Consider the following 14,781-nt stretch of genomic DNA (forward strand, 5'->3'; position numbering starts at 1 on the left):
GTCGGAGTCGCTAGTAATCGCAGATCAGCAACGCTGCGGTGAATACGTTCCCGGGCCTTGTACACACCGCCCGTCACGTCATGAAAGTCGGTAACACCCGAAGCCGGTGGCCTAACCCTTACGGGAGGGAGCCGTCGAAGGTGGGATCGGCGATTGGGACGAAGTCGTAACAAGGTAGCCGTACCGGAAGGTGCGGCTGGATCACCTCCTTTCTAAGGAGCACTCACCACGCTTTTGTGTGGTCAGAGTTTGCGCAGGGTTCGCGTCCGAATGTGGCGCGCTCTGTGGCTCATTGGGTGGAACACTATCGCGTAGGACTCGCCTTGATCTTTGGGCGTCGGCTCAGGGCCGGCGGTTCGGGGGGAGCGTGGTCCGGACGAAACACACTGTTGGGTGTCTGAAACAACACCATCGAACCTTCGGGTTTGGTTGTTTCTGATGGCACTGATTCCCGAGACATCTGATGCGGCCTTGTGGGCGCGGGTGTGGGTGGGGTTGGTGTGTGTTGTTTGAGAACTGCACAGTGGACGCGAGCATCTTTAATTGTTTGTGAATGTAAGTGTGTAAGAGCACACGGTGGATGCCTTGGCACCAAGAGCCGATGAAGGACGTAGTAGGCTGCGATAAGCCTCGGGGAGCTGCCAAACGAGCTGTGATCCGAGGGTGTCCGAATGGGGAAACCCAGCACGCGTGATGGCGTGTTACCCGCATCTGAATACATAGGGTGTGTGGAGGGAACGCGGGGAAGTGAAACATCTCAGTACCCGCAGGAAGAGAAAACAACAGTGATTCCGTCAGTAGCGGCGAGCGAACGCGGATCAGGCTAAACCGCATGCGTGTGATACCCGGCAGGGGTTGCGTGTGTGGTGTTGTGGGGCATGATGTCCCGGTTCTGCCGGACCGGGCGCTGATTGATCGCGGGTTAGGGGAACGACTTGGAAGGGTCGGCCGGAGAGGGTGAGAGTCCCGTACCTGAAAACCTTGCGGCGGGGCGATTTGTGTTCCCAAGTAGCAGCGGGCCCGTGAAATCTGCTGTGAATCTGCCGGGACCACCCGGTAAGCCTAAATACTTCTTGGTGACCGATAGCGGATTAGTACCGTGAGGGAATGGTGAAAAGTACCCCGGGAGGGGAGTGAAATAGTACCTGAAACCGTGTGCTTACAATCCGTCAGAGGCTTTAGGGCTGATGGCGTGCCTTTTGAAGAATGAGCCTGCGAGTTAGTGGTATGTCGCGAGGTTAACCCGTGTGGGGAAGCCGTAGCGAAAGCGAGTCCGAATAGGGCGATCTTAGTGGCATGCTCTAGACCCGAAGCGGAGTGATCTACCCATGGCCAGTGTGAAGCGACGGTAAGACGTCGTGGAGGCGCGAACCCACTTAGGTTGAAAACTGAGGGGATGAGTTGTGGGTAGGGGTGAAAGGCCAATCAAACTCCGTGATAGCTGGTTCTCCCCGAAATGCATTTAGGTGCAGCGTCGCATGTTTCACCTCGGAGGTAGAGCTACTGGATGGCCGATGGGCCCTACAAGGTTACTGACGTCAGCCAAACTCCGAATGCCGAGGTGTGAGAGTGCGGCAGTGAGACTGTGGGGGATAAGCTTCATAGTCGAGAGGGAAACAGCCCAGATCGCCGGCTAAGGCCCCTAAGCGTGTACTAAGTGGAAAAGGATGTGGGATCGCTGAGACAGCCAGGAGGTTGGCTTAGAAGCAGCCACCCTTGAAAGAGTGCGTAATAGCTCACTGGTCAAGTGGTCCTGCGCCGACAATTTAGCGGGGCTCAAGTACACCGCCGAAGCCGCGGCATTCATACAATAACCTCCTCCGGGCAGGTGTATGGATGGGTAGGGGAGCGTCGTGTGGCCATAGAAGCGCCGGAGTGATCCAGGCGTGGAGGCCACACGAGTGAGAATGCAGGCATGAGTAGCGAATGACGAGTGAGAAACTCGTCCGCCGAATGATCAAGGGTTCCTGGGTCAAGCTAATCTGCCCAGGGTGAGTCGGGACCTAAGGCGAGGCCGACAGGCGTAGTCGATGGACAACGGGTTGATATTCCCGTACCCGTGTATGCGCGCCCATGGTGAATCAGTGATACTAACCGCCCTGAATGTTCTAGAGCATCCTTCGGGATGACGTGGACTGGATGCGCGGGACCTGATCTGGTAGTAGCCAAGCGATGGGGTGACGCAGGAAGGTAGCTGGGCCAGTCAGTGGTTGTACTGGTGTAAGAGTGTAGGCCGTGACATAGGCAAATCCGTGTCACATCAAGGCTGAGACTTGATGCATACCCGTTGTGGGGAATTCAGTGATCCTATGCTGCCGAGAAAAGCCTCTAGTGAGTTCATACACGGCCCGTACCCCAAACCGACACAGGTGATCAGGTAGAGAATACCAAGGCGATCGAGAGAACTGTGGTTAAGGAACTCGGCAAAATGCCCCCGTAACTTCGGGAGAAGGGGGACCACGCCCGGTGACGATCCTTGCGATCTGAGCTGGGGGTGGTCGCAGAGACCAGAGAGAAGCGACTGTTTACTAAAAACACAGGTCCGTGCGAAGACGTAAGTCGATGTATACGGACTGACGCCTGCCCGGTGCTGGAAGGTTAAGAGGACCGGTTAGCCGCAAGGCGAAGCTGAGAATTTAAGCCCCAGTAAACGGCGGTGGTAACTATAACCATCCTAAGGTAGCGAAATTCCTTGTCGGGTAAGTTCCGACCTGCACGAATGGCGTAACGACTTCTCTGCTGTCTCGACCACAGACTCGGCGAAATTGCACTACGAGTAAAGATGCTCGTTACGCGCGGCAGGACGAAAAGACCCCGGGACCTTTACTATAGCTTGGTATTGGCGTTCGATTCGGTTTGTGTAGGATAGGTGGGAGACTGTGAAGCATGCACGCCAGTGTGTGTGGAGTCGTTGTTGAAATACCACTCTGATCGTATTGGACGTCTAACCTCGGCCCATGATCTGGGTTAGGGACAGTGCCTGGTGGGTAGTTTAACTGGGGCGGTTGCCTCCTAAAGAGTAACGGAGGCGCCCAAAGGTTCCCTCAGCCTGGATGGCAATCAGGTGTTGAGTGCAAGTGCACAAGGGAGCTTGACTGTGAGACTGACACGTCGAGCAGGGACGAAAGTCGGGACTAGTGATCCGGCACCGGCAAGTGGAAGCGGTGTCGCTCAACGGATAAAAGGTACCCCGGGGATAACAGGCTGATCTTCCCCAAGAGTCCATATCGACGGGATGGTTTGGCACCTCGATGTCGGCTCGTCGCATCCTGGGGCTGGAGTAGGTCCCAAGGGTTGGGCTGTTCGCCCATTAAAGCGGCACGCGAGCTGGGTTTAGAACGTCGTGAGACAGTTCGGTCTCTATCCGCCGCGCGCGTAAGAAACTTGAGGAAGGCTGTCCCTAGTACGAGAGGACCGGGACGGACGAACCTCTGGTGTGCCAGTTGTTCCACCAGGAGCATCGCTGGTTAGCTACGTTCGGAAGGGATAACCGCTGAAAGCATCTAAGCGGGAAGCCTGTTCCAAGATGAGGTTTCTCACCACCTTCGCGTGGTTAAGGCCCCCCACAGACCATGGGGTTGATAGGCCGGAACTGGAAGCGCAGCAATGCGTGCAGGTGACCGGTACTAATCGGCCGAGGGCTTACACACAAACAGCCCAAAAAGTTTGAACGCGTCCACTGTGCAGTATCTGAAACAACACACCCACGCACGAAAAGCGTGGGCCTTGTTTCACAGAGTTACGGCGGCCATAGCGGCAGGGAAACGCCCGGTCCCATTCCGAACCCGGAAGCTAAGCCTGCCAGCGCCGATGGTACTGCACTCGTGAGGGTGTGGGAGAGTAGGTCACCGCCGAACACAACTTCATGACCAGCGGAGGACGAACGCTGGCGGCGTGCTTAACACATGCAAGTCGAACGGTAAGGCCCCTTCGGGGGTACACGAGTGGCGAACGGGTGAGTAACACGTGGGTAATCTGCCCTGCACTTCGGGATAAGCCTGGGAAACTGGGTCTAATACCGGATATGAACTCCTTCCGCATGGTGGGGGTTGGAAAGTTTTTCGGTGCAGGATGAGCCCGCGGCCTATCAGCTTGTTGGTGGGGTAATGGCCTACCAAGGCGACGACGGGTAGCCGGCCTGAGAGGGTGATCGGCCACACTGGGACTGAGACACGGCCCAGACTCCTACGGGAGGCAGCAGTGGGGAATATTGCACAATGGGCGAAAGCCTGATGCAGCGACGCCGCGTGGGGGATGACGGTCTTCGGATTGTAAACCCCTTTCAGTAGGGACGAAGCGCAAGTGACGGTACCTGCAGAAGAAGCACCGGCTAACTACGTGCCAGCAGCCGCGGTAATACGTAGGGTGCGAGCGTTGTCCGGAATTACTGGGCGTAAAGAGCTCGTAGGCGGTTTGTCACGTCGTCTGTGAAATCCCTCGGCTTAACCGGGGGCGTGCAGGCGATACGGGCAGACTTGAGTACTACAGGGGAGACTGGAATTCCTGGTGTAGCGGTGAAATGCGCAGATATCAGGAGGAACACCGGTGGCGAAGGCGGGTCTCTGGGTAGTAACTGACGCTGAGGAGCGAAAGCATGGGTAGCGAACAGGATTAGATACCCTGGTAGTCCATGCCGTAAACGGTGGGCGCTAGGTGTGGGGTCCTTCCACGGATTCCGTGCCGTAGCTAACGCATTAAGCGCCCCGCCTGGGGAGTACGGCCGCAAGGCTAAAACTCAAAGGAATTGACGGGGGCCCGCACAAGCGGCGGAGCATGTGGATTAATTCGATGCAACGCGAAGAACCTTACCTAGGCTTGACATATACAGGACGACGGCAGAGATGTCGTTTCCCTTGTGGCTTGTATACAGGTGGTGCATGGTTGTCGTCAGCTCGTGTCGTGAGATGTTGGGTTAAGTCCCGCAACGAGCGCAACCCCTGTCTCATGTTGCCAGCACGTAATGGTGGGGACTCGTGAGAGACTGCCGGGGTCAACTCGGAGGAAGGTGGGGATGACGTCAAATCATCATGCCCCTTATGTCTAGGGCTTCACACATGCTACAATGGCTAGTACAGAGGGCTGCGATACCGCGAGGTGGAGCGAATCCCTTAAAGCTGGTCTCAGTTCGGATTGGGGTCTGCAACTCGACCCCATGAAGTCGGAGTCGCTAGTAATCGCAGATCAGCAACGCTGCGGTGAATACGTTCCCGGGCCTTGTACACACCGCCCGTCACGTCATGAAAGTCGGTAACACCCGAAGCCGGTGGCCTAACCCTTACGGGAGGGAGCCGTCGAAGGTGGGATCGGCGATTGGGACGAAGTCGTAACAAGGTAGCCGTACCGGAAGGTGCGGCTGGATCACCTCCTTTCTAAGGAGCACTCACCACGCTTTTGTGTGGTCAGAGTTTGCGCAGGGTTCGCGTCCGAATGTGGCGCGCTCTGTGGCTCATTGGGTGGAACACTATCGCGTAGGACTCGCCTTGATCTTTGGGCGTCGGCTCAGGGCCGGCGGTTCGGGGGGAGCGTGGTCCGGACGAAACACACTGTTGGGTGTCTGAAACAACACCATCGAACCTTCGGGTTTGGTTGTTTCTGATGGCACTGATTCCCGAGACATCTGATGCGGCCTTGTGGGCGCGGGTGTGGGTGGGGTTGGTGTGTGTTGTTTGAGAACTGCACAGTGGACGCGAGCATCTTTAATTGTTTGTGAATGTAAGTGTGTAAGAGCACACGGTGGATGCCTTGGCACCAAGAGCCGATGAAGGACGTAGTAGGCTGCGATAAGCCTCGGGGAGCTGCCAAACGAGCTGTGATCCGAGGGTGTCCGAATGGGGAAACCCAGCACGCGTGATGGCGTGTTACCCGCATCTGAATACATAGGGTGTGTGGAGGGAACGCGGGGAAGTGAAACATCTCAGTACCCGCAGGAAGAGAAAACAACAGTGATTCCGTCAGTAGCGGCGAGCGAACGCGGATCAGGCTAAACCGCATGCGTGTGATACCCGGCAGGGGTTGCGTGTGTGGTGTTGTGGGGCATGATGTCCCGGTTCTGCCGGACCGGGCGCTGATTGATCGCGGGTTAGGGGAACGACTTGGAAGGGTCGGCCGGAGAGGGTGAGAGTCCCGTACCTGAAAACCTTGCGGCGGGGCGATTTGTGTTCCCAAGTAGCAGCGGGCCCGTGAAATCTGCTGTGAATCTGCCGGGACCACCCGGTAAGCCTAAATACTTCTTGGTGACCGATAGCGGATTAGTACCGTGAGGGAATGGTGAAAAGTACCCCGGGAGGGGAGTGAAATAGTACCTGAAACCGTGTGCTTACAATCCGTCAGAGGCTTTAGGGCTGATGGCGTGCCTTTTGAAGAATGAGCCTGCGAGTTAGTGGTATGTCGCGAGGTTAACCCGTGTGGGGAAGCCGTAGCGAAAGCGAGTCCGAATAGGGCGATCTTAGTGGCATGCTCTAGACCCGAAGCGGAGTGATCTACCCATGGCCAGTGTGAAGCGACGGTAAGACGTCGTGGAGGCGCGAACCCACTTAGGTTGAAAACTGAGGGGATGAGTTGTGGGTAGGGGTGAAAGGCCAATCAAACTCCGTGATAGCTGGTTCTCCCCGAAATGCATTTAGGTGCAGCGTCGCATGTTTCACCTCGGAGGTAGAGCTACTGGATGGCCGATGGGCCCTACAAGGTTACTGACGTCAGCCAAACTCCGAATGCCGAGGTGTGAGAGTGCGGCAGTGAGACTGTGGGGGATAAGCTTCATAGTCGAGAGGGAAACAGCCCAGATCGCCGGCTAAGGCCCCTAAGCGTGTACTAAGTGGAAAAGGATGTGGGATCGCTGAGACAGCCAGGAGGTTGGCTTAGAAGCAGCCACCCTTGAAAGAGTGCGTAATAGCTCACTGGTCAAGTGGTCCTGCGCCGACAATTTAGCGGGGCTCAAGTACACCGCCGAAGCCGCGGCATTCATACAATAACCTCCTCCGGGCAGGTGTATGGATGGGTAGGGGAGCGTCGTGTGGCCATAGAAGCGCCGGAGTGATCCAGGCGTGGAGGCCACACGAGTGAGAATGCAGGCATGAGTAGCGAATGACGAGTGAGAAACTCGTCCGCCGAATGATCAAGGGTTCCTGGGTCAAGCTAATCTGCCCAGGGTGAGTCGGGACCTAAGGCGAGGCCGACAGGCGTAGTCGATGGACAACGGGTTGATATTCCCGTACCCGTGTATGCGCGCCCATGGTGAATCAGTGATACTAACCGCCCTGAATGTTCTAGAGCATCCTTCGGGATGACGTGGACTGGATGCGCGGGACCTGATCTGGTAGTAGCCAAGCGATGGGGTGACGCAGGAAGGTAGCTGGGCCAGTCAGTGGTTGTACTGGTGTAAGAGTGTAGGCCGTGACATAGGCAAATCCGTGTCACATCAAGGCTGAGACTTGATGCATACCCGTTGTGGGGAATTCAGTGATCCTATGCTGCCGAGAAAAGCCTCTAGTGAGTTCATACACGGCCCGTACCCCAAACCGACACAGGTGATCAGGTAGAGAATACCAAGGCGATCGAGAGAACTGTGGTTAAGGAACTCGGCAAAATGCCCCCGTAACTTCGGGAGAAGGGGGACCACGCCCGGTGACGATCCTTGCGATCTGAGCTGGGGGTGGTCGCAGAGACCAGAGAGAAGCGACTGTTTACTAAAAACACAGGTCCGTGCGAAGACGTAAGTCGATGTATACGGACTGACGCCTGCCCGGTGCTGGAAGGTTAAGAGGACCGGTTAGCCGCAAGGCGAAGCTGAGAATTTAAGCCCCAGTAAACGGCGGTGGTAACTATAACCATCCTAAGGTAGCGAAATTCCTTGTCGGGTAAGTTCCGACCTGCACGAATGGCGTAACGACTTCTCTGCTGTCTCGACCACAGACTCGGCGAAATTGCACTACGAGTAAAGATGCTCGTTACGCGCGGCAGGACGAAAAGACCCCGGGACCTTTACTATAGCTTGGTATTGGCGTTCGATTCGGTTTGTGTAGGATAGGTGGGAGACTGTGAAGCATGCACGCCAGTGTGTGTGGAGTCGTTGTTGAAATACCACTCTGATCGTATTGGACGTCTAACCTCGGCCCATGATCTGGGTTAGGGACAGTGCCTGGTGGGTAGTTTAACTGGGGCGGTTGCCTCCTAAAGAGTAACGGAGGCGCCCAAAGGTTCCCTCAGCCTGGATGGCAATCAGGTGTTGAGTGCAAGTGCACAAGGGAGCTTGACTGTGAGACTGACACGTCGAGCAGGGACGAAAGTCGGGACTAGTGATCCGGCACCGGCAAGTGGAAGCGGTGTCGCTCAACGGATAAAAGGTACCCCGGGGATAACAGGCTGATCTTCCCCAAGAGTCCATATCGACGGGATGGTTTGGCACCTCGATGTCGGCTCGTCGCATCCTGGGGCTGGAGTAGGTCCCAAGGGTTGGGCTGTTCGCCCATTAAAGCGGCACGCGAGCTGGGTTTAGAACGTCGTGAGACAGTTCGGTCTCTATCCGCCGCGCGCGTAAGAAACTTGAGGAAGGCTGTCCCTAGTACGAGAGGACCGGGACGGACGAACCTCTGGTGTGCCAGTTGTTCCACCAGGAGCATCGCTGGTTAGCTACGTTCGGAAGGGATAACCGCTGAAAGCATCTAAGCGGGAAGCCTGTTCCAAGATGAGGTTTCTCACCACCTTCGCGTGGGAAACGCCCGGTCCCATTCCGAACCCGGAAGCTAAGCCTGCCAGCGCCGATGGTACTGCACTCGTGAGGGTGTGGGAGAGTAGGTCACCGCCGAACACAACTTCATGACCAGCGGGAGGGACTTCATGTTCCTCCCGCTGGTCGCATTTGTGCCCCTTCTATCCACTCCCGCGCCGGCTTGCCCGGCGCACGTAAGGTGATCGACGTGAACGAACCCCGGTCAGATAACGCAGACCGCTCGCCCCGCCGCGGCGACCGCGACGTACCCCGCCGGGGAGACCGGGCGCCCCAGGAGCAGCGGAGAGACAACAGTTCCTTCGGCGAGCGCCGCGGAAGGCGCTATGACGGCTCGGACCCGGCACGCCCGGATCGGGACAAGAACGACGATCGACAGAGCCCCGGTCCCCGTGGTGCCGGCGATCGCGATGGCCGGCGTGGTGGTGGTACCGGCACAGGGGGCGGGCCTCGCCGGGCTCCGGCCGGGGGACGCGCAGGAGGCGACCGGCGGGGTGCAGGCGCTCAGGGCGGCGCCCGTCGTGGCGGCCGGCCGGGGGACGACCGTAGGTCGGAAGGCCGCCCGGGCCAGGAGGCGCGCCAGGCGGCCCGGGCCGATGAACCCCAGCTCCCCGATGACATCGAGGCCGCCGATCTCGACCCCGAGATCCGTCGGGACCTCCGCAGTCTCGACAAGTCGAACGCGGAATCCGTCGCCAAGCACATGGTCGCTGCGATGTACCTTGTCGACGAGGATCCGCAGTTGGCACTCGCCCATGGCCGTGCGGCCAAGAACAGGGCCGGACGCATCGGAGTGGTCCGCGAGACCCTCGGCGTTCTCGCCTATCGCGCCGGTGAATGGTCGGAAGCGCTGAGCGAGCTTCGCGCGGCCCGCCGTATCTCCGGTGGTCCCGGCCTGCTAGCGATGATGGCCGACTGCGAACGCGGACTCGAGAGGCCGCAACGCGCCATCGAACTCGCCCGTGGCGAGGAATCCGGCATGCTCGACGGGGAGGACCTCGTGGAGCTCCGCATCGTCGAGGCAGGTGCTCGCGTGGACATGGGACAGCTCGACGCAGCCCTGGTGACACTCCAGGACGCCGGTCTCGACAAGGACGCCCGCGGTGAGTCCGCAGCACGGCTGGACTATGCCTACGCGGAGGTGCTCCTCGTGTGCGATCGGAAGAGCGAGGCCGCTGACTGGTTCGGCTACGCCGTCGCCGCGGATCCCGACCAGACGACGGACGCCCACGCACGTCTGGCGGAGCTCGAGGCGTAGACCACGTGAGCTCACTTTCGCTCGCCGCGCACCACGACGCTCTACTGGTCGACCTCGACGGCACTCTCATCCGGGGCAGTGAACCGATCCCGGGCGCCGCTGAGGCGCTGGAGGACTCCGGATTGCCGGTCGTCTACGTGACGAACAATGCCAGCCGTTCTCCGGGGGACACGGCGGCGCACCTGCGCTCACTAGGCTTTGCCGCCGGCCCGGCGGACGTCATGACCAGCGCGCAGGCCGCGGTGGTGATGCTGTCCGATCACGTTGAGCCGGGTGCGAGAGTCCTGGTGGTGGGGCACGACAGTTTCCGTGACCTCGCGCGGCAGGCCGGTTTCGAGGTGGTGCTCTCCGCCGATGACGCTCCCGAGGCCGTCCTGCAGGGGTTGTCCCGCGAATTGACGTGGTCGGAGCTGGCCGAAGGCTGTCTGGCCATCCGTACGGGCGTGCCCTGGGTCGCATCGAACGTCGACACCACGCTGCCGACGGAGCGTGGGCTGCTCCCCGGCAACGGGTCGCTCGTCGCCGCCCTGCGCGCGGCGACCGATCGCGAACCCCTCGTCGCCGGGAAGCCCGCGGCAGGTGTGCTCCGCGCTGCCGCGGAGCTGGTGGGGTCGACCAGGCCCCTGGTGATCGGGGATCGACTCGACACGGACATCGAGGGAGCCGTCGCCGCCGGTATGCCGGCACTGATGGTTCTCACCGGCGTCCACGGCGTCGACCACCTCCTGGCTGCACCACCGTCGAGTCGGGCATCCCACCTGGCGGTCGACCTCTCGGCACTCTCGGCGCCCGCCGACGCCAGTCGCATCGAGTCCGCGGTGGAGCTCGAGTGCGCGATCGTGGACGGCGCCCTCCATCTGGAGACCCTCGCGGACGGACTGGGTGGTCTCGAACTCGCGCGTGCGGTCATCAGACTCGCCTGGCGCCACGGGGCGGAGACGGTCTCGGTCAGCGATGAGGGCCTGCGGTCGCGGCTGGCGGATGTGGGACTCCGCGTCGGCTAGCGTGTAGGCCGTGACGACCCCCGGACCACAGCCGCGCCCCGGGCCCACGGGGCCCGACACCGACGAACTCCGCTCGGCATTCGATGATCTGCTGACCGAGTCGATCGGTGGACCGGACGCGGGCGTGGACGGCGTGTCGGTTCGCGACGACCAGGTGGCCGCTCTCGACGCGGCCCACGAGCTGCTCGCGCAGGCGCTGACGGCGCTGGACGGCCGGCGCTGATGGCCGCGAAGCGGATGCGGTTGGACGCCGAACTGGTGCGCCGCAAGATCTGTGACAGTCGTGAGCGGGCACGCGACCTCATCGGAGCCGGTCGAGTGATCGTCAACGGCGTCGCCGCCACCAAGCCGGCGACCCAGGTGGAGCCGACCACGTCCATAGCGCTCTCCGCGTCCGACGAACCCGACTGGGCGTCCCGGGGTGCCCACAAGCTGGTCGGGGCCCTCGAGGCGTTCGGGGACGTGACGGTCAACGGTGCTCGGTGCCTCGACGCCGGCGCGTCGACAGGCGGGTTCACCGACGTCCTGCTCTCCCGCGGTGCCCGCCGCGTCGAGGCGGTGGATGTGGGGTACGGCCAGCTGGTGTGGCGCCTCCGGAGCGATGCCCGCGTAGGGGTCCACGACAAGACCAACGTCCGGTCGCTGACCCCGGACGACATCGGGGGGCCGGTGGACCTGGTGGTCTCCGACCTGTCGTTCATCTCACTCGCGCTCGTCCTGCCCGCGCTCGCCGCGTGTGTCCGCACGGGAGGCGAGCTGCTGCCGATGGTCAAGCCCCAGTTCGAGGTGGGCAGGGATCGAGTCGGCCAGGGCGGCGTGGTGCGCGACCCGGCCCTACGGATCGAGGCGGTGACCGAGGTCGCGCGGGCGGCCGCGCGCCTCGGACTGGAGCCCCTGGGATGTGTCGCGAGTCCGCTTCCCGGCCCGTCCGGCAACGTCGAGTACTTCCTCCACCTGCGCAAGGTCGCGACGGAGGGTTCGGTGGAGATGACCGACGAGGCGCATCACGCGATCCGGACGGCAGTGGAGGTGGGCCCGCAGTGAACGACACGTCTGTACCTGAGCACGCACGCAGGATCCTGCTCGCACCCAACATCGCGAGACCTGACATCGTCGCGACCGTCGCCCAGGTGGTGGACGCGTGCGCGGCTCGGGGGATCGCCGTCCGGATGGTGGAGGGCATCAGCGAACACGTCGCCACCGGGACCGGTGTGGAGACCGTCCCCGACACCCCCCGGGCGGCCGAGGGGTGCGAGCTGGTCCTGGTGTTGGGTGGTGACGGCACGTTCCTCCGCGCCTGTCAGTACGCGAAATCCGCTGATGTGCCGGTCCTCGGGGTCAACCTCGGACACATCGGCTTCCTCGCCGAGTCCGAGATCTCCTCGCTCAGCGGTGTGGTGGAGCAGATCGCGGCACGTGACTACCGGGTGGTGGAACGGATGACGGTGGAGGCCACCGTGATCAACGGGGACACCGTCCTGGCCCGGGACTGGGCCCTCAACGAGGTCAGCATCGAGAAGGTCTCGAGGCAGGGGGTCCTCGAGGCGTCCGTGGAGATCGACGGCCGTCCGGTCAGCGACTACGGCTGCGACGGCATGCTGGTCTCCACGCCGACGGGCTCGACCGCGTACGCGTTCTCCGCGGGTGGGCCGATCGTCTGGCCCGAGCTCGACGCGATCCTCGTGGTGCCCAACAACGCGCACGCACTGTTCGCCCGCCCGATGGTCGTGGCCCCCACCTCCCGGGTCGCGGTCGAGACCGGGGTGCACTCCGGCCCCGCCGTGGTGGTGGTGGACGGGCGTCGTCTCGTCGACGCCCCGGCGGGGAGTCGGGTCGAGGTGGTGAGGGGAAGTCGCCCGGTCAAATGGGTCCGGTTGGACGACTCCCCGTTCACCGACAGGCTGGTCACCAAGTTCGAGCTGCCCGTCACCGGGTGGCGCGGGCGGTCCGGTGTCCGGCCACTCACCTAGGGTGGGTGCGTGCTCACGGAACTTCGGATCAGCGGACTCGGCGTCATCGACGAGGCCGTCGCCGACTTCTCGCCCGGGCTCTCGGTCCTCACAGGGGAGACCGGCGCGGGTAAGACGATGGTGGTCACGGGGCTGAGGCTGTTGGCCGGAGGCCGCGCGGACCCCGGACGAGTCCGACGGGGGGCGGAGAAGGCGCTCGTCGAGGGGCGGTTCGACCTCGCCGCGACGGCCACGATGGACACCGCCGAGCGACGCGATCTGGACGAGCTGCTCGAGGACGCCGACGTGGAACTCGATGAGGACGGCAGCGTCATCGCCGCACGCCGGGTGGGTGCGGATGGCCGCTCGCGTGCCCGGCTCGGGGGGAGGTCGGTCCCAGCCGGGACCCTGGCCCGCTTCTGCGCACCGATACTGGCCGTACACGGGCAGAACGACCAGTTGCGACTGCTACGTCCCGACAGGCAGCGGGACGCCGTCGACTCCCACGGCGGGGACGAGGCCCGGGCGGCGCTCGAGGCCTATCGGGACACCTACGGGCGGTGGCGGGAGGCCGAACGTTCCCTCGCGGAACGCACCGGTCGGGCGCGCGAGCTGGCCCGGGAAGCAGACCTGCTGCGAATGGGCCTCGAGGAGATCGATGCCCTGGAACCCGAGCCGGGGGAGGAGGCGGAACTCGACGCCCGTATCCGTCGACTGACCGACTCCGAGGAACTGCGGGAGGTCGCCGGGCAGGCCCACGAGGCGCTCGCCGGGGACGGCGAGACCAGTGAACCGATGGTGGGCGTCCTCGACCAGCTGCGTCAGCGTCTGTCCGCCGCCGGTGACCCCGCGCTCGAACCGATCGCCACCAGTATCGAGCAGGCAGTCGCAGCGCTGGGGGATGCGTCGACCGAACTCGGTCTGTACCTGGCCGAACTCCCGATCGACGCCGCGGATCTCGACTCGGCGCTCGAGCGGCGCCACGATCTCAGGGCCCTGACCCGCAAGTACGGCACCGATGTCGACGACGTCCTCGCGTGGGCGGACAGGGCACGCACCCGCCTCGGAGAAGTCGACACCTCGGACTCCGCCGTCGCCGAACTGCGGTCCACCGTGGGGCGTCTCGCGGCGGAACTCGCCGAGCGGGGAGCCGCGCTCACGGCGATCCGACGGGCCGCCGGGGACGATCTCGCGGCGAGGGTGTCGGCGGAGCTGGCCGAACTGTCGATGGGTGGGGCCCGTCTCGTCGTCCGGGTCACGCCATCAGGCGAGGGACTCGACGGCGCCACGGAGTCGGGTCTCGACGACGTCGAGTTGGCGCTCGACGGCCCGTCCGGTGTGGTCCCACTCGGCAAAGGGGCGTCCGGAGGTGAGCTGTCGAGGGTGATGCTCGCGCTCGAGGTGGTGCTGGCCGAACGGTCAGGGGGCGGGACCCTGGTGTTCGACGAGGTCGACGCCGGCGTGGGCGGCCGGGCGGCGCTGAGCATCGGCAAACGGCTGGCTGGGCTCGCCAGGACGCATCAGGTCATCGCGGTGACCCACCTCGCGCAGGTCGCGGCCTACGCGGACACCCACCTCGTCGTGCACAAGGCCCCCGCGACGGGCGAGGCAGACGGGGCGGTGTCCGGGGTCGTCTCCGGGGTCGCGGCCGTTGCGGACGCCGACCGGGTGACCGAGCTCGCCCGCATGCTCGCCGGCATGGAGGACACCGACACGGGCCTGGCGCACGCGCGGGAGTTGCTGGAGAAGGCACAACGGGAGAAGTCTCAAGCTCTAGTCGACCGTTAACCCGACACGCCGTATAGACCTCCCCGGCCTCGTGAATAACACGCGTGATACTCGGCG

Annotated in this window: 6 protein-coding genes, 1 rRNA gene and 3 other annotated features (1 of these 10 running past the window's edge); all 7 genes read left to right on the forward strand. The window is 62.4% G+C overall.

Annotation, left to right across the window (positions count from 1 at the left end; translation table 11 throughout):
* Positions 1-212, forward strand: a sequence feature (most likely nonfunctional fraction of RNA operon) (it extends 1,420 nt beyond the left edge of the window).
* A gap of 341 nt (positions 213-553) precedes the next feature.
* The 7 genes from L8M95_RS00390 to recN all read left to right on the forward strand — a co-directional run bounded on the left by L8M95_RS00390 (position 554) and on the right by recN (position 14,724).
* Positions 554-3,650, forward strand: a 23S ribosomal RNA gene (locus tag L8M95_RS00390).
* A gap of 90 nt (positions 3,651-3,740) precedes the next feature.
* Positions 3,741-5,369 (forward strand) — a sequence feature (most likely nonfunctional fraction of RNA operon).
* Between the two features lie 341 nt (positions 5,370-5,710).
* Positions 5,711-8,806, forward strand: a sequence feature (most likely nonfunctional fraction of RNA operon).
* Positions 8,807-9,440: 634 nt separating this feature from the next.
* A complete protein-coding gene (locus tag L8M95_RS17485; protein WP_312027431.1) occupies positions 9,441-9,983 on the forward strand; it encodes a hypothetical protein in 543 nt (180 codons plus the stop codon).
* A gap of 5 nt (positions 9,984-9,988) precedes the next feature.
* Positions 9,989-10,987, forward strand: coding sequence for an HAD-IIA family hydrolase (locus tag L8M95_RS00400; RefSeq protein WP_260487392.1), 999 nt, complete (start codon positions 9,989-9,991; stop codon positions 10,985-10,987).
* Positions 10,988-10,997: 10 nt separating this feature from the next.
* Positions 10,998-11,210 carry a hypothetical protein gene (locus L8M95_RS00405; RefSeq protein ID WP_260487393.1) on the forward strand — a complete coding sequence of 71 codons (213 nt, stop codon included), beginning with the start codon at positions 10,998-11,000 and terminating at the stop codon, positions 11,208-11,210.
* Positions 11,210-12,031, forward strand: a complete 822-nt coding sequence (locus L8M95_RS00410) for a TlyA family RNA methyltransferase (RefSeq protein ID WP_260487394.1) — start codon at positions 11,210-11,212, stop codon at positions 12,029-12,031. Before L8M95_RS00405 ends, L8M95_RS00410 begins: the two co-directional genes overlap by 1 nt.
* Positions 12,028-12,957 (forward strand): NAD kinase, encoded by a 930-nt coding sequence (locus L8M95_RS00415; RefSeq protein ID WP_260487395.1) that lies wholly within the window; start codon positions 12,028-12,030, stop codon positions 12,955-12,957. The genes L8M95_RS00410 and L8M95_RS00415 overlap by 4 nt, the downstream gene beginning before the upstream one ends.
* A gap of 9 nt (positions 12,958-12,966) precedes the next feature.
* A complete protein-coding gene (gene recN / locus L8M95_RS00420) occupies positions 12,967-14,724 on the forward strand; it encodes a DNA repair protein RecN (protein ID WP_260487396.1) in 1,758 nt (585 codons plus the stop codon).
* Positions 14,725-14,781: the final 57 nt, after the last annotated feature.

Origin of the sequence: Dietzia sp. B32, assembly GCF_024732245.1 — a bacterium.
GTDB lineage: Bacteria > Actinomycetota > Actinomycetes > Mycobacteriales > Mycobacteriaceae > Dietzia.